Genomic DNA, 21,662 nt, shown 5'->3' with positions numbered 1-21,662 from the left:
GCCTCGTCGCCATCGGACGGCGGTAAGTTGGAAATATCCGCGAGGTCAGGCTAATTGATAAAATAAAGCCCCAGCATATTGCCGGGGCTTTGTGCTTTCAGGAGCGCCATCGGGTTTATCTGCGGCCCAGGCTGCAAAGCCAGGCGAGTAGGGCACAGACGCTCAGAACTAGCCCCAGTTGTTGCACCATGCCTGCAAATCCCAGCATCATTCCCAGCAACAGGTAATAGCTTAATCCAAACAATGCCCCCGCGGCTCCGGCCTGTTCACGATAATGACGCAGCGCCTGACTCAGCACATTGGGAATGGCGATACCATAGGCAATCACCACGCCGAACACCGGAATCAGGATCCACGCAGAGTGCTGTAAGCACCACGCTACGAGACCTGACAACGCTGCCAGCGCACAGGCATAACGTACCAGTTGTTCCGGCGTCAGACCTGTCGTTAACAGTCTTTGGTTCAGCAGGCTACCCGACAGAGAAGCAAACGCAAGTAGCAACCCCGTCAAGCCAAAGGCTCTGGAGCTCCATCCCAATTGCCCAAAAAGAAACGGCGCCAGGCTGTAATAGCTAAACAGCATGGTGTTCAGTAGAGCAACCAGTATGGCGTTTTTCCACAGCTCATAGTCACGCGCCATGCGGGAGAGTAGCGCAGCAAGCCTTGGTCTGAGCGTATGTTCGGGCCGGGTTTCTGGCAGCATGGTCACGGTCAGCATCAGCAGTAGCAGCGCCAGCAGCACAAGGGCAATAAATACCCCGGTATGACCATACAAACTGACCAACCATCCTCCGCTTAGCAGACCGAAAACCGGACTCAATGCCAACGCGGCACCCATCACAGAAAAGACGCGGGATAGCGCAGTTGATTCATAGCTGTCCCTTAGCATGGTCTGTACCACTACAGATCCGGCAGCAGCTCCAATGGCCGAGACCATCCGTGCCAGCAGCAGAACGCTGAAATCAGTGGCAACAACGGCCATGAGGGAACCCGTGGCGTAGCACAGGAGTCCAGCCATCATCGCCCGGCGTCGCCCGATGCAGTCGCTCAGCCATCCCCACATCGCCACGCCGACGGCGAAGGCAACAAAATAAACGGAGAGTGTTTGAGCCGCGCGCTCACTGCTGACGTGATAAGACGTCGCAATACCTGGCAATGCCGGGCTGTAAATGGTTTCCACCAGTTGTGGAAACATAATCAGGAGTGTGAGAAGCCACAGCGGCGGTCGATGAAATGTGTTCATAGCAATATCCAGAGAAACAGAAAACAGGTGGGCATTATTGCTGAAAGGAAAATGTCGCATTACCATTATCAGGACTATAAATGTCAGATATCGGACAGAGGATGAAAATTGCCCCGGATGATGCTTTTGATGCGGACAGCTTTGATAAACCGGTAATCGGGATTGCTTCCGAGATGGGCGTACACGATTCAGGACGGCACAGCCATCTTCGTCATCAGCTACTTTATTCGGCAGCGGGAAGCATTACGATTGAGCTGGAACAGGCGTTGTGTCTGCTACCGCCACGTCGTGCGGTCTGGATCCCAGCCGGTACGGTACATCGCGCCATAATGCGCGGCGTGATGGCTTATCGTTCTTTGTACTTCTCAACCACGTTGCCGTTATCTGATTTACCGCTGCAGATAGTCGACGTTAACCCTCTCTTTTTTGAGGTGATAGAACGTATGTCTTTCTGGTCATGGGAGATGCCTGCCGCGCAGCAGACCAGTCTCATCACCGTATTTTGTGAGGAAATGCGTGCCGCCCACAGTGAAAACTGGACATTGCAGTATCCCTCAGATCCGCGGCTTAACGTGTGGCTTGAAGGATTACGCATGGGCGAACTGCCACCACGACTGAATCAATTGTCCCGACAGGTTGGGGCATGCGAAAGGACAATAGGTCGAATATTTATCAGGGATACCGGGATGAATTATCAGGACTGGCGGCAGCAATTTAGGCTGTTAAAAGCCATGGAGATGTTGGCTGACGGATGCCATATCAGCCAGGTCGCGCAATATCTGGAGTTTGTCAGCGACAGTGCTTTTATTGCTTTCTTCCATCAGCATACCGGCACAACACCAGGCCGTTATTCAGGCAATATAATGCCGCAGAAGGATTAGGGGTATTACATACTAAGGATAATTTACCCGGCAGTGCGAGAATGGGAAAATAGTTTACTAATGGCAGAGAGAAGTCCCTCTCTGCCAACGGACGCTGCAATTAATCAAACAAGAACCACATCAAGCAAACCAGCCGAACCTTGCGGAAATCAGACTGAAAAGTCCTACAGCAGCAAATATATTTATCAGCACCACCGTTTTACTGGAAACATTCATTTGTGCCACCTTTCGTTTTAACCCATATGGGTATAGTACGGGTTATAACTATCCGCAATAGTACGAATTCCGAACATAATGAAAATGGGTTGTTTTACAGCCACTTTTCTTAAATTAATTAATAAAACTTGATGTAGGTCATGAAAAAGAGCATATTGCGCGCGATTTCACCTTTCGGCCCGGATGCCTTACATGTCTCTGTACCAAAAAATGTTGGTTTTTTATGCGGTGATGGCCGTTATCACGGCAATCATCACCTGGTTTCTTTCCCGCGATAAAAAGCGAATTCGCTTTCTCAGCGCGGTATTAGTCGGTGCGACCTGGCCGATGAGTTTTCCCGTCGCGTTAATGTTCTCTCTCTTCTGATGACGGCGTAAACGCCGCTTCAGGCGGAAAGCAGGGCATCCAATCGCTTTTTGTCGACTTCGCTGACATCCTGTGGATGCTGATACCCCACGTTCTCATTCGCACGGGTATACAAAGCGACCAGCCAGTCGTATACGTAGCGGCTTGCGCCGTGCGAAGGTTGTTCATCCAGCTTCGTCAGGCGTAACATCGGCTGTTGCTTTGGCGCGCTAAAAATAGCCGATCCTTTCTGGATCCTGCTGGCAGGGCGCTGCTCCTCTGCAACGTCGGCAAATCCAAGCCAGGTAATAAAATCACCGATATCGGCGTATAGCTGCGCGGCACAGACGTTTTCGCGCTGCATAATGCGCTGTAAGCGCTGCGGCATCTCCAGGCGATAGCTGGTGGTGACGAGGATGTCGGCAACCTGTCTTAACGTACGGGGATCGAGTCGTAAACGGCGGGCATTATTTTCATCGCGACACCACTGGCGCACGTGGTTAATCCACATTTTGTGAGCCTGATATCCGGTCTCCTGGCTTTCCGGTGAGTGCATTGTGTCACGCACCTCGGCAAACAGGTCAATCTCTTCATTAAATAAACCACTTACCTGCTCCTCGCGCGGTTGCTGAATACGCAGCAGCGACTCAAAAATGCGCATCGGCGGGAGCAAACCATCCAGCAGTTCGCCATGCTTTGCCGCCTGAGCCTGTAGCTGGCGGATCACTGACTCATTGCTTGCTGATTCGGTCTCAACGGGATTAATCCAGCCGATTAGGGTTTCGCGTACGCGCTGCTGGTGCTGTTCACGCAGGGAGGTCAGCCTGGCCTGGCGCTGCTGTGGTGAGGTTGCCTGAGTCAACCATTCGACGAGGCGTTGTAAGCTGTGTTTATCCAGCGCCTGCAGCGTGCCCCAGTGCAGTCCGGGTTTGCCCATTAATTGCTGCACGGATTCGTCAAGATTTTGCTGGGTACTAAAACGCGCATCCTGCGGGGTAATGGCCCAGACCACGCCTGGCAATGCGGCGTCGTGGACGGGTTGAGTATCGTTAACCCAGCCCAATAGCTTGCGGGTGATGGCGGGCGTCTGGGCGCGGGTAGAGACAGCGTTGCAGATTAAGAGCACATCCGGTTGCAGGTGCTGGCGATAATGTTCCAGCATCCAGCCTAATTTTGCCTGCCACAGTGGATGCGGATGAGTATCCGGGGCGAGGGGAATATCGAGCAGATCGACATTCTCCAGCACCGCGTCTTCAACCGTCAGGATCAGTTCGCGGGTGAGCAGCGCCAGTGACGACAAAGAAAGGCTAACTGCATTGAGCAACTGATGATTTTCAATCGGATGAACCACCACATCGCTTTGCGCCTCATTTTTGCCTGTTAATGCCACCTGGGTCAGGAAACTTTCGGCAGGTAAACCAAAATGATCAACCAGCAGACTCAGCGGGGCCGCTAATTCTTGCGCGTGTCCGGTTTGTTGCAACGTGTGCGCCAGAGTCAGCCACTGCTGCGTCAGCTCTGGTTGTTCTCCCCACAATAGTGCCCAAGCGTTTGCCCGGGTAGTCAGATCCAGTGCGGGCAGCAACGTGGCAAACTGGTGCCATAGCGCATCGTCAATTTGCTGCTGGTTTGCCGGTACGCAGGAGCGCCAGAAACGACCGATTGCCGCAACATCATGTGCGGTAATGCCCGGCACAGGGTGACGCTGACGCAGCGTTTGCCATTTTTCCAGGCGCGCCTCAATAATCGATTTCTCGACCTGCCGGTTATCCGGGAGCGCGCTGAACTGGGCGATAAATAGCTGTACCAGTTCCGCTTCACTGAGTAACCGCAGACGCAACGGCCATTCGCTATCATGCGGATTTTCATCGCGCGTAAAGCGGATCGCCATATTGGTTGGCGCATGGCCAGGATTAATATGCGAGAAATAATCAAAGCTGCGATCCGGGGTAACAATATTCACTTTGCCAGTGGCATTGCTGCACAATGCCGCAAGCAGATGTGCTTTTGCCGATTGTGAATGTCCGTATAACCCTATACATCCTTGCGATGAAAAGGTTGTCTCCAGCGCAGATTCACTCACTGCGGCTAGCGTAAGCTGTGCCAGCAGGGCATCCGCTTCATCATCAAGACGCGCCGCACGTTGACGGGTATCTACCACCCACTCGATGGCGGCCTGCGCGGTATTAAACATCTTACTCATTTCAGGTACACGCTCCCGCTATCGATCCAGTAATGGCTTCCGCTATGGCGACGGTCTGCCAGCGTATTCAGTTTTAACGTTAAGGCATTGGCGGCAACGGGGGTGCCATCCTGTAACCAGGCATCGCTCAGGACGAAGAATTCTGGGCCACTTTCTTTGCTGCCGCCGCGTAGCTGCAGCCGAACATTCAACACGCCATCTCCGGCGATGGTTTTTGCCAGTTCGGCAGAATTTATGCTGAGCGTATACAGCGGCGTGGCAGGCCAGCGGCTGTTTGCCAGTTGCCGGAATCCTAACGTCACGTTGCCACGTAACGGGAAGTGCAACCGGGCATCCAGCTTCGCACCGGGTTTATCCAGATCAATATCGTGATACCAGATGTTCTCATCGCGCAGGGTATTGACCGTGTTATCCAGCACGCCAAGATAACGTACGGTCGAGTAAGCGCCGATATCGGCAGCTTTAAAGTTAAAACGCGGCAAACGCAAATCCAGCGCCAGGCTGCACAGCATGGCGCCGACTGCCGCGGTGGATTTGGGATTACCAATCCGCCCTTGTTGGCTGAACGGATACCACTCATGCACGCGGTAGTTATCCATCCAGATCATACGGTTAACCGGAACAGGTTGCAGATGGCGGATCAACGCCTGTACGCCCGGTAAACAGGCGGGCCTGCCGGTCACTAATAAAATATCGCAGCGATAATGTGAAATAGCCTCACAAACCGCGTGCAGCGGGGAAGTCAGGGTAAATTGCCCCGCTAACAGTGCTTCTTGTAACTGCCTGAACTGTACCTGCAACGGCACGCTCAGAACATCAAACGCTGGCGATCCTGCTGGCAACGCATGGTCGATAGCCTGCTGGATGTAGTTCATTACGTTGCGCGTTGGTCGTTGGCTCAGGAGTTCTCCGAATGTGGCATGCAGACCAGCGACCGGATCGTTAATATCGCTTTGTTCCCAGGCACTGAGTACCGCATGACCGAGCGGCATAAAGAGCTGCAATGCCGTTTGTTGACGCAAAATCGCCTGGGTATCGATGCGACCGGAATCGCCAAACAGCGTGGCCAGTAATGCAGCGGCATCGGTCACGCCAGCTTGTTGTAAGCGGGTTTGCAGCGCAGGCAACACGCAACGCTGAATCACGTCCAGAAGCATGTCATCGCCTGCCACCTTAAAACCCTCACGGAACAGCAAATGTGGAGTAATTTTAACGTTCGCGCCGACGCCGTCATCAAGCTGATAATGGACGACGGCCATATCCGTTGTCCCGCCGCCAATGTCGATCGATGCCACGCGCAGCGCCCGGCCTTTAGTCTCACCGGGTTCCGGCAAACGGTCCGGGCGGGCAAGGGCGTTAAAGAATGATTCGGTGTGGCCATCGTAGTGAGAGATAGCCTCGTTATACAGCCACACCAGTTGCCCGCAGCTGGCTTCATCCCATTCCATCTGAATTTCAGGTACGGGAACCACACTCTTTTCCTGCTGTTTACGGGTAGTGAAGTCTTCATCCTGCGGGTGCCAGCCCATTGCTTTCCAGACCAGGGCAATAGCTTCAAACATGCGCAGGCGGAAAATCTCGCGCTCCTGTTTGGGCATCGCCGACGGTAGGGTCAGGATCAGCGTCCGTAACTGACGAGGAGATGCCGGGAATCCGAGGCGCAACCGCGTCGCTACGCTGTTAATTTGCCCCAGCGCTTGGGCCAGTATTTCGCATAACATATGCGTCATCAGCGTGCTGCGGCTGTATTGCGGTGAGAATACCGGCAGACGATCGTCCTGCGGCAGGCTGAACAGCGGTTGCCCGTCATCGTTCATCAGGTTCATCAGCGGGAAGGCGGTAGCCAGCGGTTCGCGCTGGGTTTTGCCATTCATCTGGCTAAAGCGCCAGTCATGTAACACCGGCGTTTCATCCCACAGATAACGGCGCGGGCTGGAGATCCCACTATTGCCCTCGGTGCCCATACGCTGCATTGCCAGCTTACGGGCTTCATCACCCACACGCACAATCGACGGCCAGATAAAGGCGTCATCACGTCCGCTCTCAACGGAAAAATGCTGCTTACCAAAGCGCGCTTCGGAAAACTCCAGCCGGCTGGTGAACAGCGGATCGTTGAGGAACTGCGGCTCGCTTAACGAACGGACCTGCAATTCAGCGGTCTGACGCAGCCCGTCATTGGCATCCCCGTGATCTTCAATCAGGACGCCACAGGTATGGGTATTACCGATATCTAAAATAAGATCGACGGGAATAGCGGGTGTGCTAAGGGTATGCGTAACCAGTTTCACTTCCGGGACAGAAAGCTGCTCGCCTAACAGAGTCAGCACATTCAGCCAGTGCGCCTGGTATTCAAAGTTACGCAGCGCCAGCTGGATCTCTTGTTCTGAGCGATTCTCATGTTGGGTGACATGGTGCATAAAAGATTCGCGCAACCAGCCGTCAATCCAGGTCTGGTCAAGGAAATCAGCAATTTCATTGTCATGCCAGGCCAGCGCGAATCGTGTCCCGTTGAGCAGGTCGTTTTCATTAGGCGTTAACGCTGCAGGGGCATTTTCAGTGAGCTGGCTATCCAGCGCTACGGTAACGCGGTGGGTGTTGCCCGCGCTGTCGGGTTGCGCCAGTTTTCGTACCTGCACGCGCGCCCAGTTATCCGGGCCTTCAACAAACGTGCGCGGTGGGTTAAAGCGCAGAAACGGCAGCGGCAGCCAGACACCGTCGAGGACATCCAGCGAATAATGCAGCGTCTGGGTACTTTCCGGCTTCACCACTTCGGGCTGACCGCCAGTGCTGCCAGGCAAGGTATAGCGACCCGTTGCCAGATCGAAATCCAGCCGTAGCAGGGGACCGTTTGCCGTTTTGCGCACAAAGCGGCCATGGTGCGCAGATTCCTGCGGCGTCAGGCCAAAATCCAGAAATTGAACACCGCTATTGGCGATGAGCGTCACGCTCTGCTTGTAATCACACAGATTCACCAACATAGAATCAGGCACCTATCTTTTTGATTGTCAGAGGGATTTCCGCTTGATCGTCATAACGCGCGGTACAGGCGGCGACGTCGTTGGTTCCCGCTTTGCAGGTAATTTCAGGCATCGGATAACGTGACCCGTCTGTACAACGGGCATTGCCGCGACTCTTAATCATTAATTCACCCGACTGGTGCAAACCGGAGAAAATCTCGGCACGACAAACAATATTGTCACCATGAACCACACGAGCAGTGCCTTTATTGGCCTGGATCTGATAGCGCAGCGACGGCGCTTTGCCGCTCACCGGATCTTTAACATCGACCAGGACGCGCCAGTTACCATTGAGGAAACGCGTCGTTCCTGCCTTCATCTGATTGGCATCCATCACCAGCGCATCTTTTGGAATCGCGGCGATCACCACCGGTCCTTCTACAGGTTTCTCTTTCTTCGCAACTGGAGTCACTTCAGCACGATGCAAAGGCAGAGCAGATGCCAGTGCTGGCAGCGGTGCCATATCAATCTTTGCGACTTCAACAGCGGCGGCTGCGGGTACGGGCTGGGTGGTCTGTTGCTTCCACAGCAGCGGCCCAACGATGGCGGCAATGATGACTGCGGCAACGGGCAGGCTCCACAGCGGCAGGCGGCGCGCAGGTTTCTCTTGTGCCAGCGGCGGTGTAACCTCCGGTTCGTTAACTATAACCGGTGGCTGTGGCTCAGGTTCAGCCGGTTTAGCCAGCTCGACGACTGGCGTCAATAAAGGCGCATCAGCCTCGGCGAAGGTGATTTCCGGGGGGATTTCTTCTTCCTGTTCCGGCTCTGCTACGGTAACGACAGGAGGAATATCGGCAAGTCGCAGGCAACCGAGCACATCGTCGCGGGGATTTTCATTCAGATTGACGAAGCCCCAGAACGTAATAACGGGTTTGCCATCAACCAGAAACACGTGGTTTTCACCGGGAAACTGGATGGCTTTTTCGAGCAGAGAGCCAAACAGCTGTAGGGAGGTTTTTCCCGACTGCAGGCTTTTACGGCTCAGAGCCGCCGCATTTTCCAGCGTGCTTCCCAGATAGCGCAGCGCACGAAAACGTGCTTCTTCATCAGCGGCTTTCCACGCCACGGCTTTCCCTTCTATCGGGGAATACCAGTCAACCCGATCGCCGTTGTCGTTAATTTGTGGGATCGCCAAACAATCCACCATCGCCTGCTGTTTTCGCAGACGAAGCGTTTCACGAATTTGCAATGCTGAATCAAACACGGCCTGACCACCGCCGCCCACGGCCTGATAGTCATCCAAATTGCCGCTGCGCAAGAGAGTTTTTGCCACGTTGTTACCCCTTAGACTTCTTCACGTATCTACTTTACGTTTTATAAAAACGAGCAAACGGAGAAAGAGAGGCAAAAAGGGGCTAATTTTCATGGCATAGAGTGCCGGGAAAAATCTTGACGTTTTGAAAAAGACTTAAGGGAAATTAATTCGCTTAGGGTGATGAATTATTCAGCGAAATACACCGGATTAGAATAACCTGATAGTGATTTGTTATTGGTCAGTTTTTGTCAGCTATGCTCTGATATCTCAGTTAATAATAAAATAAGAAGGCTTATAACCATGATTGCAAGGAAAACGTTACTCGCGCTGGCTCTCAGCACCGTCATACCGTCAGGCGTTGCGTTCGCGGCCAATACTGACACCATCATCTATTGTTCTGAAGCATCGCCGGAGTCATTTAACCCGCAAATTGCCAGTTCCGGTCCCTCATTTGTGGCCAGTTCACAAGTGCTCTACAACCGACTCATCAACTTTGATCCGGTAAAGAATACCCCGGTACCATCTCTGGCAACGGACTGGACGATTTCTCCCGACGGTAAGACTTACACCTTTACCCTGCGTCAAGGCGTGAAATTCAACAGTAATAAATTCTTTAAACCGACCCGCGACTTCAACGCTGACGACGTGATTTTCTCGGTATTACGGCAGAAGGATGCCGATCATCCGTATCACAAGGTTTCTCAGGGAAGCTATGAATACTTTAACGATGTCGGTCTGGATAAACTGATTAAAGAAGTTAAGAAGCTCGATGATTATCACGTTCAGTTTGTTCTGAATGAACCTAACGCTGCGTTTCTTGCCGACTGGGGAATGGATTTTGCCTCAATTCTCTCTGCGGAATATGCCGACGCGATGCTGAAAAAAGGTACACCGGAAAACGTCGACAACTGGCCTATTGGCACCGGGCCTTACGTGCTGCAGCAGTACAAGCAGGACTCGCAAATCCGCTATCTTGCCAACCCTAACTACTGGGATGGCGCCGTTCCAACGAAACACCTGATCTTCTCAATCACGCCAAACGTCCAGACGCGGCTGGCAAAACTGCAAACCAATGAATGCCAAATAATCCCAGCACCTGCGCCCGTACAGTTTGACGAGATTAAAAAGAATAAAGATTTGACGCTGCATTCGGTTGACGCGCTGAACGTTGGATATCTGGCGTTTAATACCGAGAAAAAACCGTTTGATAACGTACTGGTGCGTCAGGCTTTGAACTACGCAACGGACAAAAAGGCCATTATTAACGCTGTCTTTTTAGGTTCTGGTACGGTGGCAAAATCACCGATTCCGCCGAATATGCTGGGGTTCAATAAAGATCTGCAGGATTACGCTTACGACCCGCAAAAAGCGAAAGACCTTCTGAAGCAGGCAGGGCTGGAAAATGGCTTTGAAGCGACGTTGTGGTCAATGCCGGTCCAGCGCCCATACAACCCGAACTCCCGACGGATTGCCGAGATGATCCAGAGCGACTGGGCAAAGGTGGGCGTGAAGGCGAAAATTGTATCGTATGAGTGGGGTGAATATCTCTCCGGAATGCGTAAAGGTGAGCATGACACCGCGTTGTTTGGTTGGATGTCAGACAACGGCGATCCGGATAACTTCGCGGATGTGCTGCTGGGCTGCGACAGCATAAAAACCGGATCTAACGCCGCGCGCTGGTGCGATAAAGAGTATAATTCGCTGGTTGAAAAGGCGAAACTGGTGAGCAAACCGGAAGAGCGCGCCGCGCTTTACCAGCAGTCACAAGAGATTTTCTACCAGCAGGCTCCTTGGATAGCCCTGGCAAACGGTAAAACGTTCTACGCTACGCGTAGCAACGTCAGCGGATACAGCGTTAGCCTGATGGGCAGTGATTTTTCAAAAGCAAAATTAAATTAATGAGTTAAGGAGAGGTTATGTCGCATCTGGATGAGGTCAGCGCACGTGTTGATGCCGCCATTGAGGAGAGCGTCATTACGCATATGAATGAATTGCTGATTGAGCTCAGCGATGATGTCGCGTTGAGCCGGGAAGACCGCTATACCCAGCAACAGCGTTTGCGTACGGCTATCGCCCATCATGGCCGTCAGCATAAAGAAGATATGGACGCCCGTCGCGAACAGTTGACCAAAGGCGGCACTATTCTTTGATATTTCCTCGCCGGATCTTATCCGGCCTACAGGCGCGTTCTGTAGGTCGGATAAGCGCAATTAAAACGAACGTCTCGCCACCAGCCATGCCCCGATCACCAACATTACCGCGCCACAGATTGGGCCCATCAGCGCCCGTAGAGGCACGCCGTGACTACGTAGAATATCCAGTATCAGTCCCCCGATAAGCTGGCTGGCAACCAGTACCGCAATCGTCGTGGCAGCGCCTACATTTTGATATCCACTAATGCTAGCGAAAACAAAGAACGATCCCAACAAGCCGGGGATGAGTGTCCACCAGCGTATGCTGGAAACCAATTCACCAAACCCTGCTAAACCTTGCTTAAACCACAATATGCTGACAAACAGCACGATCCCGACCAGCGAGTTAAGTAACATGGCGATAAGGATCGTCGAGGACGTCTGCGTGATGCGTACCATCAAGGTATTTTGCACCACCAGACCAATACCAGCGGCAATCAGAAAGGAGAGGGTCAGCGTCTGGTTCATCTAAGGGCATCCGGTTCGCGGCGATCGTCTAACTGCAACTGCATGAAGGTCAGATCCAGCCACCGCCCAAATTTGGTTCCAACCTGTGGCATTTGCGCGGTGGTTTTAAAGCCCAGCAAGCTGTGCAGATGCAGTGATGCCTGATTCTGAGACTCAATACCTGCCACCATTACATGCTTGCCGCATGCGCGGGCTTCGTCTATCAGTCTGCTGAGTAGTGCTCGTCCGAGTCCTTTTCCCTGATGTTCTGGATGGACATACACCGAATGTTCAACGGTATGACGGAAGCCATCAAAGTTACGCCAGTCGCCAAAGGAGGCGTATCCCGTAACCACGCCATTCTCTTCACTCACCAGTACCGGATACCCCATCAATTGTCGGGATTCATACCAGGAAATACGGTTTTCGGCATCGACCGTTTGATCATTCCAGATAGCCGCCGTATGCAGTACCGCATAGTTGTAGATTTCTGCAATGGCGGCGCAGTCTTCTTTGCTGGCAAATCGAATTGACATGTTGAACCTCAGGGCTTGTTCACTATAGTATTACAATATGAATACTATTGAAGACAGCATAAATCAACGGATCAGTGCAAGAATTCGCATTGAGCGGGAATCTCGCGGTTGGTCACTCACGGAACTTGCCGAGCGCGCGGGCGTGTCGCGGGCCATGATCCATAAAATAGAACGCGGCGAGAGTAGTCCAACGGCGACGCTGCTGGGTAGACTTTCCGGTGCGTTTGGCATCAGCATGTCTACCCTGATTGCGCGGGCTGAAATGCAGGAGGGCAAGCTGCTGCGCTTCGCTGACCAGCCCGTCTGGCACGACCCGCAAAGCCACTATCTGCGCCGCCATGTTTCACCGCGCAGCGATCTACCTATCGATCTGGTGCAGATTGAATTACCCGCTGGAAGTGATATCCCGATGCCAGCTTCTTCCTATGTGCAGGCCAGACAACTTATCTGGTTACAGCAGGGGGAATTAGTTTTTGTGGAAGGGGACATTCGCCATGAAATGCAGGCAGGTGATTGCCTGGAACTTGGCCCGCCGAATGACTGTCGGTTTATCAATGAAACCGCGAAACCCTGCGTTTACCTGGTTGTGCGGTTAAACCACGTCGTCAGCTAAATAGCAGGCGCAGACTGCTACTATTGATGGATTCATGCCAAAAGCAGAGGAGCACATCATGGGTCAACAGACTAATCGTAACCGTCGCTGGGTACTGGCTTCCCGTCCACATGGCGCGCCAGCCCCAGAGAACTTCCGTCTTGAAGAAGATGAGGTGGCATCCCTGGGCGAAGGCCAGGTTTTGCTGCGCACTGTTTATCTTTCCCTCGATCCCTACATGCGTGGCCGCATGAGCGATGAGCCATCTTACTCACCACCAGTAGAGATTGGTGGTGTTATGGTGGGTGGTACCGTAAGTCGCGTGGTGTCATCCCGCCATCCGGACTACCAGCCAGGCGAATGGGTATTGAGCTACAGCGGTTGGCAGGACTATGACATCTCCGACGGTAACGGACTGGTGAAGCTTGGCGCTCATCCCGAACATCCCTCCTGGGCGCTGGGTGTTATGGGTATGCCGGGGTTTACCGCTTATATGGGCCTGCTGGATATCGGTCAGCCGAAAGCGGGAGAAACGCTGGTGGTAGCCGCCGCAACCGGGCCGGTTGGCGCAACGGTTGGGCAGATCGGTAAGCTTAAAGGCTGTCGGGTAATCGGTGTGGCTGGTGGGGCAGAGAAATGCCGACATGCCACAGAGGTGCTGGGCTTTGATGTTTGCCTCGATCACCACGCACTAGATTTTGCGCAACAACTGGCAAAAGCCTGCCCGCAAGGAATTGATATTTATTATGAAAACGTCGGCGGAAAAGTATTTGATGCCGTTCTGCCATTGCTCAATACTTCAGCGCGGATTCCGCTTTGTGGCCTGGTCAGTGGTTATAACGCAACGTCTCTTCCGGCCGGACCTGACAGATTACCGCTGTTAATGGCAACGCTGCTGAAAAAGCGTATCCGGATGCAGGGTTTTATCATTGGTCAGGATTATGGTCACCGCATTCAGGAGTTTCAGCGGGAGATGGGGCGCTGGCTTAAAGAGGACAAAATCCACTACCGCGAGCAGGTGACCGACGGCCTGGAAAATGCGCCACAAATCTTTATCGGTCTGCTGACTGGCAAAAACTTCGGCAAGGTAGTTATTCGTCTTGCTGAGGATTGATGCGTAAGAGTGGAAGACGGTGAATGTCTGTAACCAGGCCTGCTTCGTACGAAATGTAGGCCTGGTAAAATGCCAATGACGTTATCTGGATGAAAAGCGATTATTCATGGAGAAAATGAGAAGGTTACAACCCGAAAGCGAATAAATACTCCACATTGAGATAAATAATGATTACTATTCTCATTCTTAAAAAGGCAAAACCATGATTTTGCTCATTGAAGCTATGTGAAGCAGTAACAAACGAATTTATCAAAGGGAGTCGTCATGTCTTTACGTCATCTGTTTTCACCGCGTCTGCGTGGTTCTTTACTGTTAGGTTCACTGCTCGTTGCATCATCTTTTACTACGCAGGCTGCAGAAGAACTGCTGCGCAAAGCCGTCGGTAAAGGCGCTTATGAAATGGCGTACAGCCAACAAGAGAACGCGCTGTGGCTGGCGACCTCACAGAGCCGCAAACTGGATACCGGCGGGGTGGTTTACCGCCTTGACCCGGTCACCCTCGAAGTGACTCAGGTGATTCATAACGATCTCAAACCGTTTGGTGCCACCATCAATAACGCCACGCAAACGCTGTGGTTCGGCAACACGGTAAATAGCGCGGTAACGGCGATGGATGCTAAAACGGGCGCGGTGAAAGGACGTCTGGTGCTGGATGCGCGTAAGCGTTCTGAAGATGTTCGCCCGCTGCAGCCGCGTGAGCTGGCCGCAGATGACGCCACTAACACGGTATACATTAGCGGTATTGGTAAAGAGAGCGTGATTTGGGTGGTGGACGGTGATGCCATTAAACTGAAGGACACCATTCAAAATACCGGCAAAATGAGCACCGCTCTGGCGGTCGACAGCAAGGCTAAGCGCCTGTACACCGCCAATGCGGACGGTGAATTCATTACCATCGATACCACCACCAACAAAATTATCAGCCGCAAAAAACTGCTGGATGATGGGAAAGAGCATTTCTTTATCAACCTGAGCCTGGACACAGCGGGCAACCGTGCATTTGTCACCGACTCTAAAGCGGCGGAAGTGTTGGTAATCGACACCCGTAACGGCAACGTACTGGCAAAAGTCGCCGCGCCGGAATCCCTTGCCGTGCTGTTCAACCCGACGCGTAATGAAGCCTACGTGACTCATCGCCAGGCCGGTAAAGTGAGTGTGATCGACGCGAAAAGCTATAAAGTCGTCAAAACATTCGAGACCCCAACATTCCCGAATAGCCTGGCGCTCTCTGCCGATGGTAAAACCCTGTACGTCAGTGTGAAACAGAAATCTACCCGCGAGCAGGAAGCTACCCAGCCGGACGATGTTATTCGTATTGCGTTGTAAAAAATCAGGAGGGGGAAACCCCTCCTGTCATTTCTCTAAACCCCACGATACGCCTCGTTACACCCCGCCAGTAGCCCGACCCACTTCAGGGACTTACACTACGCCTTCAACGGCTAACTGAATAACACGGGAATACCATGAAAAAGCCATTTATCTGTCTTTGTGCAGGCGTAATGCTGTTTGCCCTGGCAGGATGCACCACTGATTACGTCATGACAACCAAAAGCGGGCAAACCATTACCACCCAGGGTAAGCCAAAACTGGATAAAGATACGGGAATGACCAGCTATACCGATCAGGATGGGAACGCGCGGGAAATTAACAGCAACGATGTAGCGCAGTTGATTGAAGCGAACTAAAAAAGAAGGCCTGAAGGGTTAACCTGTCAGGCCTTCAGCCATTACGGCGCGGTGCGGTGGATTTCCGCGACGCGCTTACGCACGCCGAACCAGCCTGCAACCAGCAGGATGGCAATCAACGGTAATGACGCGATAGTGTAGGTGCCGTTTGGATAGTCAAACGCCATCAACACCAGCACGCTCAACAGGAACACCAGGGTTAGCCACGAGGTAAACGGAGCGCCCGGCAGTTTAAAGCTAACGTCTGCCGTTTTACCTTCTTTTATGGCCCGGCGCAGACGCATCTGACAGACCATGATAAAGCCCCACGACGCAATAATGCCCAACGACGCGAAGTTCAACACGATCTCAAACACCTGCGACGGCACCAGATAGTTCAGAAATACCCCGACGACATAGACGACCAGCGTGGCGAGGATCCCAGCCCAGGGTACCTGTTGGCGGCTCATTTTAGCCATGAATTTCGGCGCCGATCCGCCCATCGACATTGAACGTAAAATACGTCCGGTGCAGTACAGCCCAGAGTTAAGGCTGGAAAGTGCCGCGGTGAGCACCACAATATTCATGATACTGCCGATGTACGGCACGCCCAGTTTGGAGAAGAAGGTAACAAACGGGCTTTGCCCTGCCTGATAGGCATTCCACGGCAGTAACAGAACCAGCAGCACGACAGAACCCACATAGAACAGACCAATACGCCAGATAACGCTATTGATCGCTTTCGGCACCATGGTTTGTGGATCTTTGCATTCTCCAGCAGCGGTGCCCACCAGTTCAATGGAGGCAAACGCGAAAACCACCCCCTGAACCAGTACCAGCGCTGGCAGCAGGCCATGTGGGAAGAATCCACCGTTGTCGGTGATCAGGTGAAAACCCGTGGCGTTACCATCCAATGGTTTTCCAGTGCCTAAAAAGACGGTACCCACCACCAGGAAAATCACAATCGCCAACACTTTGACCAGTGCAAACCAAAACTCCATCTCCGCGAACCACTTCACGCCGATCATGTTCATGGTGCCGACAATGGCCAGCGCACCGAGGGCGAATACCCACTGCGGTACATCACCAAATGCGCCCCAGTAATGCATATACAACGCCACCGCGGTGATATCGACAATGCCGGTCATCGCCCAGTTGATAAAGTACATCCAGCCAGCCACATAGGCGGCTTTCTCACCTAAAAATTCACGGGCATAGGAGACAAAGCTGCCGCTGGAAGGGCGATGTAAAACCAGTTCGCCAAGCGCGCGCAGTATAAAGAACGAAAAAATACCGCACACCAGATAAACCAGCGCCAAAGCAGGACCAGCCATCTGCAAGCGCGCGCCAGCCCCTAAAAACAACCCGGTACCAATTGCGCCGCCAATGGCGATCATCTGTACCTGTCGATTTCCCATCGCTTTGTGATACCCCTCTTCGTGGGCATTCAACCAGCGTCGTTTCGCCGCATGTTGTTCCGCGGCTTGCGTGTTGTTTGTGTTCATTACTTTTCCTGTTGACCTGACAAAAATACAAATCCTTTTTGCCGCACCTGCTGCGGCGAAAACAGCCTTACCCTTCATTGTGTTACGGGGGAAAACTGCCGGCCGAGCATCCTACATTCAATTGTTCTGTTCCGCAAAGCCTCGATAACAAGAATTCAGCATTTTTGTACAGCCTGCACTGGCGCGGTGTGGCCTCGATTCAGCCAATAAAAGAGAAGGGCGTAAATACCTGGAGAGGAGTGCGCTTATCGAGACAATCACCCGATAAGCGCCGTAAGGTTATGCTGATACGCCAAAGACCTGAACGGCCTGCTGTAAGCGCGATGAACGTTGAGTCAGATCGGCGGTAGCATCGGTGACACGCTCTACCATCTCGGCATTATTGTGTGTCATGGTGCCTACGCGTGAAATCGAATCGTTAATCAGATCCAGCGCCAGGGTTTGCTCACGTGTCGCCAGACTAATATCTTTGATCATCATCGACATCTGCAGGACATCGCCAATCATCCCGGTAAGATGCGTCTCCGTTTGTTCTACCATTTTGACGCCGCTATTCACGTTGGCGACGTTCTTCTCAATCAACTGTTTGATCTCTTTTGCTGCAGACGCTGAGTGCTGTGCCAGATTACGGACCTCTGCCGCCACAACGGCGAAACCGCGTCCTGACTCTCCGGCTCGCGCGGCCTCGACCGCGGCATTGAGCGCCAGAATATTGGTCTGAAAGGCGATACTATCAATGACGCCGATGATGTCGACGATCTGCCCGTTGTCACGCGATATCGCCTGCATCATGGCGATAGTTTGTTTCATGATATCGCCGCCTTCTGCCGCATTGGCGCTGGTTTTATCGGCCATGGTCATAGTATGTGCCGCAGTCTCAGCAGTTTGCTGTACCGCGCTACCAATTTCTTCAATGGCGGCAGCGGTTTGTTGCAGGTCGGCGGAGGTTTCTTCGGATCGCTTATGCAGCGCCGTACCTTCTTTTGATACTCGCTGACTGATAGCGCGAATACCGGATATTTGCGTACTGACATCATCGACCAGTGAATTCAGATTAAGCCCGGACTGATTAACCAGGCGCATCAACATTCCGATCTCATCCACCCGATTTAAATGACAGTTATCAGGTTTTCTCCCGGATACCACTTTCTTCATTTGCGTCAGTAGCGTATTAACTGGCTGACAAATTTGATACTTAAGGTAAATAGCAAGCATCAGAAATAAGAACAGCAACCCTCCCGCCTGAATAAATGGATTAACAGGAGCAAAAAGAAATAGCACGGCGAGCAGGGCGATTACCCCTAAAGAATAATTGACGCGCTGGCTAATGCTCATCCATTTAAACATTGATGCCCATGACAATATGCCGCGGCGAATGATAATGCCTTTAAAAAGTCGAAACCCTTTAAACTGCTGGCTATTAATTTTTTGATATAAACTTTCGCTTTGAGTTATTTCATCGCGCGAAGGAACGGTACGCACTGAAATGTAGCCAGTGAGCTTTTCATTGTGCCAGACCGGTGTAACGTTGGCGCGAACCCAGTAATGGTCGCCATTCTGCCGACGGTTTTTAACCATCCCCGTCCAGCTGTCTCCCTGCTGTAGCGTGTACCACATATCGGCGAACGCCGCGGGAGGCATATCAGGATGGCGAATAATATTATGCGGTTCGCCCATTAATTGCTGTTCGTTAAATCCGCTGGCATCAATAAATGCGGAGTTGGCGTAGGTAATATGACTTTCTTTATCCGTCGTAGAAAGCAGCGTCGTTTTATCGTTAAGTGCGTGCTCAATTTGTGTAACGGGCATGTTACTTTTCATAGAGGTCCCATGATGCTATGTATAATCCATACAAAAATCCCCGCAATGAAATCGGGGGATATTAGAAATCTGTTTTCAACCGTTTTAATAAGAAACGTTGCATTCTCTACTAATCATCATTTCTGTGGAAGTAGTTAAAATAAAAATTTCCATGTAAATCATTCATCCCGCGTCATAAAAGTGAAACAATTAATACAAGCGCATAACGTTACAAGTCGTTTAAACTGACTTAACGTAAATTGCGCTAAAAAACCATTTCGAAAAAAGAAAACTGGCATGAAAAGATTTTGATGTTATTACCGTGATATCAACGACCCTATTATATTTTGTAGGCTATTAATTGCGGGTGTTTTTCAGTTTAGCAGTACAGGGCGATCCAAATTTTAACCCTGGCTGCTGCAGGGTTTGTTATCTACTTTTTAGCTGAGTAAATGTGAATTAAATGTTTCAGTATGGCTATTTGATAAATTAATAATAAAGACATGTTAACAAACATAGGCTCGTAACATGTCATATCGCCTGAGTATTCTGGATAAAAGCCCCATCGGGGAAGGTGAAACTGCCGCGACTGCGCTTTCCCGGACGTTGCGCCTGGCGCAACTGGCGGAAGAGTGGGGGTACCATCGTTTCTGGATCGCGGAACACCATAATACGCCACAGCTGGCCAGTCCATCGCCGGAGCTGGTGATCGCCTGGATCCTCGGGCAAACCCAGCGTATCCGCGTTGGTTCCGGCGGCGTGATGCTGCAACATTACAGCCCGTACAAAGTGGCGGAAAACTTCAATCTTCTGGCATCACTGGCTCCTGGACGTGTCGATCTCGGCGTAGGGAAGGCCCCTGGCGGGTTACCGTTGTCGACTCAGGCGTTACAGCATGGACTGCATCAGGAAGAAAAAGGCAGTTTTGCCGATCAGCTTTCTCAGCTTAACGGCTGGCTGGCGCTGAACGGAACGGAAAGCGGGGAAACGGTATTCCCGACGCCAATCCCACCAATACCGCCAGAAGGATTTGTACTCGGAGCCAGTGTGCAAAACGCACAGTTAGCAGCGCAATCCGACTGGAATTTTATCTTCGCTGCGCACCTCAACGGTGACAAAGCGTTATTACGTGAGGTTTTGTCCTTCTGGCAGACCCACAGCGACCGCCCGACGATAGTCGCCGTTCAGGTGATTGTGGCTGACAGTCACGATGCCGCTGCGCAACTGGCGGAAAACGTGCAAATCTGGGGCGTTGAGCTGGAAAATGGTCAACGCGTTACAGTCGCCAGCGAAGAGCAAGCCCTGGCATTCGCCGTACAGGCGGGGAGTTCGCCACGCAAAATCGCGCGTCGTGAACTGGCGTTGTTACACGGCACCGCTCAAGAGGTGATGGTAAAGCTGAATGCTCTGCATACGCAATTTGGTATTGATGAGTTTATTATCGACACGCCAGTGGCGGAGGGCCACGCACGTCTGACATCGCTGCGTTTGTTGGCACAAGTCCATAATGCCGTGGAGGTGCTCTGATGACCCTCAGCTCAACGCTTATCAACTGGCGTCGTGAATTACATCAGCACCCGGAGCTTTCCCTGCAGGAGGAAGCAACCACCAGGCGCATTCAGGCCTGGTTGCACTCTGCGGATGTCGACATTCTGCCGTTCGAGCTGAAAACCGGTCTGGTCGCGGAAATCGGCAAGGGAGAAGATGTCATCGCGCTACGAGCGGATATCGATGCGCTACCGATAGAAGAAAGTGCCGACGTTCCGTTTCGTTCCCTCACACCGGGCGTGATGCATGCCTGCGGGCATGACGTCCATACCAGCGTGATGCTTGGTGCAGCACTGCTGCTTAAACAACAGGAAACAACCTTACCGGGGCGAGTACGTATTTTGTTTCAACCAGCTGAAGAGAGTTTCGGCGGCGCAAAAACGTTGATCCGCGCCGGTGCGCTGCAAAACGTAGCGGCTATTTTTGGTATGCACAATGAGCCCGGTTTGCCGGTGGGCGAATTTGCCACACGCGGCGGTGCGTTCTATGCCAATGTCGATCGCTTCGTGCTGCGTATAAATGGCAAGGGCGCACATGCGGCGCGTCCGCATGAAGGCAAAGATGCCATCCTGCTTGCCAGCCAGTTGGTAACCGTGTTGCAAAGCGTTGCCAGTCGCGACGTTAACACGCTGGATTCGGTGGTACTCAGCGTGACCCGTATTCAGGGAGGAAATACATGGAACGTACTGCCAGAGTCCGTTGAGCTAGAAGGGACGCTCAGAACGCACCGGACTCAGGTACAGCAGCAGGTTAAAGCACGGGTTAATGACATCGCTGCCGGATTTGCCCATGCCTTTGGCGCACAAATAGACGTTATCTGGCATGCGGGGCCGACCGCGTTGGTGAACGATGCGCGTTGGGCCGATATCGCCACCACGGTGGCGAAACAGTCAGGCTACACCACTCACCATGCTGACCTGCATATGGGCGGGGAGGATTTTGCCGTCTACCTGCAAAATACGCCAGGCGCATTTGTCAGTATTGGCAGCGCCAGTGAATACGGATTACATCACCCGGGATTTAATCCAGACGAACGTTTAATTGAACCTGCCGCACATTACTTTGCGCAGTTAGCAAAAACGGCATTCGCACACCTTTAAGTTT

At 52.3% G+C, this 21,662-nt stretch carries 19 protein-coding genes; 10 read left to right on the top strand and 9 right to left on the bottom strand.

Annotated features, from left to right (window positions below; genetic code table 11):
• Nucleotides 1-115 precede the first annotated feature (115 nt).
• Nucleotides 116-1,243: a multidrug effflux MFS transporter gene (locus tag OGV89_RS04875; RefSeq protein WP_032939100.1), complete on the bottom strand. Its 1,128-nt coding sequence runs from the start codon at nt 1,241-1,243 to the stop codon at nt 116-118.
• A gap of 101 nt (nt 1,244-1,344) precedes the next feature.
• On the opposite strand from OGV89_RS04875, the gene OGV89_RS04870 reads away from it, so the two are divergent.
• The gene (locus OGV89_RS04870) at nt 1,345-2,124 is read left to right on the top strand and encodes an AraC family transcriptional regulator (RefSeq protein WP_032939116.1); all 780 of its coding nucleotides are present in this window, start codon (nt 1,345-1,347) and stop codon (nt 2,122-2,124) included.
• Nucleotides 2,125-2,244: 120 nt separating this feature from the next.
• Here OGV89_RS04870 and yncL read toward each other — a convergent pair whose 3' ends face one another.
• Nucleotides 2,245-2,340 carry a stress response membrane protein YncL gene (gene yncL / locus OGV89_RS04865; RefSeq protein ID WP_071524268.1) on the bottom strand — a complete coding sequence of 32 codons (96 nt, stop codon included), beginning with the start codon at nt 2,338-2,340 and terminating at the stop codon, nt 2,245-2,247.
• Nucleotides 2,341-2,532: 192 nt separating this feature from the next.
• On the opposite strand from yncL, the gene OGV89_RS04860 reads away from it, so the two are divergent.
• Entirely contained in the window at nt 2,533-2,706 is a 174-nt protein-coding gene (locus tag OGV89_RS04860; protein ID WP_003020198.1) for a GhoT/OrtT family toxin, read from the top strand.
• A gap of 19 nt (nt 2,707-2,725) precedes the next feature.
• On the opposite strand, the gene OGV89_RS04855 is transcribed toward OGV89_RS04860, so the two are convergent.
• From OGV89_RS04855 to OGV89_RS04845, 3 genes are read right to left on the bottom strand one after another with little or no spacing between them, the layout of a single operon-like run.
• Nucleotides 2,726-4,888, bottom strand: coding sequence for a virulence factor SrfC family protein (locus tag OGV89_RS04855; protein WP_286558227.1), 2,163 nt, complete (start codon nt 4,886-4,888; stop codon nt 2,726-2,728).
• Nucleotides 4,885-7,866, bottom strand: a complete 2,982-nt coding sequence (locus OGV89_RS04850; RefSeq protein WP_032935685.1) for a virulence factor SrfB — start codon at nt 7,864-7,866, stop codon at nt 4,885-4,887. Before OGV89_RS04850 ends, OGV89_RS04855 begins: the two co-directional genes overlap by 4 nt.
• Before the next feature lie 4 nt (nt 7,867-7,870).
• Nucleotides 7,871-9,178, bottom strand: coding sequence for an SrfA family protein (locus tag OGV89_RS04845; protein WP_286558225.1), 1,308 nt, complete (start codon nt 9,176-9,178; stop codon nt 7,871-7,873).
• A gap of 282 nt (nt 9,179-9,460) precedes the next feature.
• On the opposite strand from OGV89_RS04845, the gene OGV89_RS04840 reads away from it, so the two are divergent.
• Nucleotides 9,461-11,059: an ABC transporter substrate-binding protein gene (locus tag OGV89_RS04840; RefSeq protein ID WP_003836160.1), complete on the top strand. Its 1,599-nt coding sequence runs from the start codon at nt 9,461-9,463 to the stop codon at nt 11,057-11,059.
• Between the two features lie 17 nt (nt 11,060-11,076).
• Nucleotides 11,077-11,310, top strand: coding sequence for a YdcY family protein (locus OGV89_RS04835; RefSeq protein ID WP_106902082.1), 234 nt, complete (start codon nt 11,077-11,079; stop codon nt 11,308-11,310).
• 60 nt (nt 11,311-11,370) lie between these two features.
• Here the strand turns inward: OGV89_RS04835 and OGV89_RS04830 are convergent, their stop codons facing one another.
• Together OGV89_RS04830 and OGV89_RS04825 are read right to left on the bottom strand one after the other, a co-directional pair.
• On the bottom strand, nt 11,371-11,820 hold the full coding sequence (locus OGV89_RS04830) for a DMT family transporter (RefSeq protein ID WP_044710806.1): 450 nt from the start codon (nt 11,818-11,820) through the stop codon (nt 11,371-11,373).
• A complete protein-coding gene (locus OGV89_RS04825) occupies nt 11,817-12,335 on the bottom strand; it encodes a GNAT family N-acetyltransferase (RefSeq protein WP_106902081.1) in 519 nt (172 codons plus the stop codon). The genes OGV89_RS04830 and OGV89_RS04825 overlap by 4 nt, the downstream gene beginning before the upstream one ends.
• A 37-nt stretch (nt 12,336-12,372) precedes the next feature.
• Between OGV89_RS04825 and OGV89_RS04820 the strand changes: the two genes are divergently transcribed.
• The 4 genes from OGV89_RS04820 to OGV89_RS04805 all read left to right on the top strand — a co-directional run bounded on the left by OGV89_RS04820 (nt 12,373) and on the right by OGV89_RS04805 (nt 15,726).
• Nucleotides 12,373-12,948 carry a helix-turn-helix domain-containing protein gene (locus OGV89_RS04820; protein WP_003020168.1) on the top strand — a complete coding sequence of 192 codons (576 nt, stop codon included), beginning with the start codon at nt 12,373-12,375 and terminating at the stop codon, nt 12,946-12,948.
• Between the two features lie 58 nt (nt 12,949-13,006).
• Nucleotides 13,007-14,041, top strand: coding sequence for an NADPH-dependent curcumin/dihydrocurcumin reductase (curA, locus tag OGV89_RS04815; RefSeq protein ID WP_003843718.1), 1,035 nt, complete (start codon nt 13,007-13,009; stop codon nt 14,039-14,041).
• 264 nt (nt 14,042-14,305) lie between these two features.
• A complete protein-coding gene (gene yncE, locus OGV89_RS04810) occupies nt 14,306-15,367 on the top strand; it encodes a 7-bladed beta-propeller protein YncE (protein ID WP_003843717.1) in 1,062 nt (353 codons plus the stop codon).
• Nucleotides 15,368-15,504: 137 nt separating this feature from the next.
• A complete protein-coding gene (locus OGV89_RS04805) occupies nt 15,505-15,726 on the top strand; it encodes a YgdI/YgdR family lipoprotein (protein WP_003843716.1) in 222 nt (73 codons plus the stop codon).
• 41 nt (nt 15,727-15,767) lie between these two features.
• On the opposite strand, the gene ansP is transcribed toward OGV89_RS04805, so the two are convergent.
• Nucleotides 15,768-17,210, bottom strand: coding sequence for an L-asparagine permease (gene ansP / locus OGV89_RS04800; RefSeq protein WP_003843715.1), 1,443 nt, complete (start codon nt 17,208-17,210; stop codon nt 15,768-15,770).
• 279 nt (nt 17,211-17,489) lie between these two features.
• Nucleotides 17,490-19,031 carry a methyl-accepting chemotaxis protein gene (locus OGV89_RS04795; RefSeq protein ID WP_003843714.1) on the bottom strand — a complete coding sequence of 514 codons (1,542 nt, stop codon included), beginning with the start codon at nt 19,029-19,031 and terminating at the stop codon, nt 17,490-17,492.
• 507 nt (nt 19,032-19,538) lie between these two features.
• Here OGV89_RS04795 and OGV89_RS04790 point away from each other — a divergent pair.
• Together OGV89_RS04790 and OGV89_RS04785 are read left to right on the top strand one after the other, a co-directional pair.
• Nucleotides 19,539-20,537 (top strand): MsnO8 family LLM class oxidoreductase, encoded by a 999-nt coding sequence (locus tag OGV89_RS04790; RefSeq protein ID WP_003843713.1) that lies wholly within the window; start codon nt 19,539-19,541, stop codon nt 20,535-20,537.
• Nucleotides 20,537-21,658: an amidohydrolase gene (locus OGV89_RS04785; protein WP_003843712.1), complete on the top strand. Its 1,122-nt coding sequence runs from the start codon at nt 20,537-20,539 to the stop codon at nt 21,656-21,658. The genes OGV89_RS04790 and OGV89_RS04785 overlap by 1 nt, the downstream gene beginning before the upstream one ends.
• Nucleotides 21,659-21,662 lie beyond the last annotated feature (4 nt).

This window comes from Citrobacter sp. Cf125 (assembly GCF_030333935.1).
Classification (GTDB): Bacteria; Pseudomonadota; Gammaproteobacteria; order Enterobacterales; family Enterobacteriaceae; genus Citrobacter; species Citrobacter freundii.
The sequence above is the reverse complement of the archived record's forward strand: the minus strand, read 5'-3'. Positions and strand labels throughout refer to the sequence as shown.

What these genes read in the sequence shown, in the direction of transcription:
- OGV89_RS04875 (WP_032939100.1), bottom strand. Translation starts at nt 1,243, where the DNA reads ATGAACACATTTCATCGACCGCCGCTGTGGCTTCTCACACTCCTGATT.
- OGV89_RS04870 (WP_032939116.1), top strand. Translation starts at nt 1,345, where the DNA reads ATGAAAATTGCCCCGGATGATGCTTTTGATGCGGACAGCTTTGATAAA.
- yncL (WP_071524268.1), bottom strand. Translation starts at nt 2,340, where the DNA reads ATGAATGTTTCCAGTAAAACGGTGGTGCTGATAAATATATTTGCTGCT.
- OGV89_RS04860 (WP_003020198.1), top strand. Translation starts at nt 2,533, where the DNA reads ATGTCTCTGTACCAAAAAATGTTGGTTTTTTATGCGGTGATGGCCGTT.
- OGV89_RS04855 (WP_286558227.1), bottom strand. Translation starts at nt 4,888, where the DNA reads ATGAGTAAGATGTTTAATACCGCGCAGGCCGCCATCGAGTGGGTGGTA.
- OGV89_RS04850 (WP_032935685.1), bottom strand. Translation starts at nt 7,866, where the DNA reads ATGTTGGTGAATCTGTGTGATTACAAGCAGAGCGTGACGCTCATCGCC.
- OGV89_RS04840 (WP_003836160.1), top strand. Translation starts at nt 9,461, where the DNA reads ATGATTGCAAGGAAAACGTTACTCGCGCTGGCTCTCAGCACCGTCATA.
- OGV89_RS04835 (WP_106902082.1), top strand. Translation starts at nt 11,077, where the DNA reads ATGTCGCATCTGGATGAGGTCAGCGCACGTGTTGATGCCGCCATTGAG.
- OGV89_RS04830 (WP_044710806.1), bottom strand. Translation starts at nt 11,820, where the DNA reads ATGAACCAGACGCTGACCCTCTCCTTTCTGATTGCCGCTGGTATTGGT.
- OGV89_RS04825 (WP_106902081.1), bottom strand. Translation starts at nt 12,335, where the DNA reads ATGTCAATTCGATTTGCCAGCAAAGAAGACTGCGCCGCCATTGCAGAA.
- OGV89_RS04820 (WP_003020168.1), top strand. Translation starts at nt 12,373, where the DNA reads ATGAATACTATTGAAGACAGCATAAATCAACGGATCAGTGCAAGAATT.
- curA (WP_003843718.1), top strand. Translation starts at nt 13,007, where the DNA reads ATGGGTCAACAGACTAATCGTAACCGTCGCTGGGTACTGGCTTCCCGT.
- yncE (WP_003843717.1), top strand. Translation starts at nt 14,306, where the DNA reads ATGTCTTTACGTCATCTGTTTTCACCGCGTCTGCGTGGTTCTTTACTG.
- OGV89_RS04805 (WP_003843716.1), top strand. Translation starts at nt 15,505, where the DNA reads ATGAAAAAGCCATTTATCTGTCTTTGTGCAGGCGTAATGCTGTTTGCC.
- ansP (WP_003843715.1), bottom strand. Translation starts at nt 17,210, where the DNA reads ATGAACACAAACAACACGCAAGCCGCGGAACAACATGCGGCGAAACGA.
- OGV89_RS04795 (WP_003843714.1), bottom strand. Translation starts at nt 19,031, where the DNA reads ATGAAAAGTAACATGCCCGTTACACAAATTGAGCACGCACTTAACGAT.
- OGV89_RS04790 (WP_003843713.1), top strand. Translation starts at nt 19,539, where the DNA reads ATGTCATATCGCCTGAGTATTCTGGATAAAAGCCCCATCGGGGAAGGT.
- OGV89_RS04785 (WP_003843712.1), top strand. Translation starts at nt 20,537, where the DNA reads ATGACCCTCAGCTCAACGCTTATCAACTGGCGTCGTGAATTACATCAG.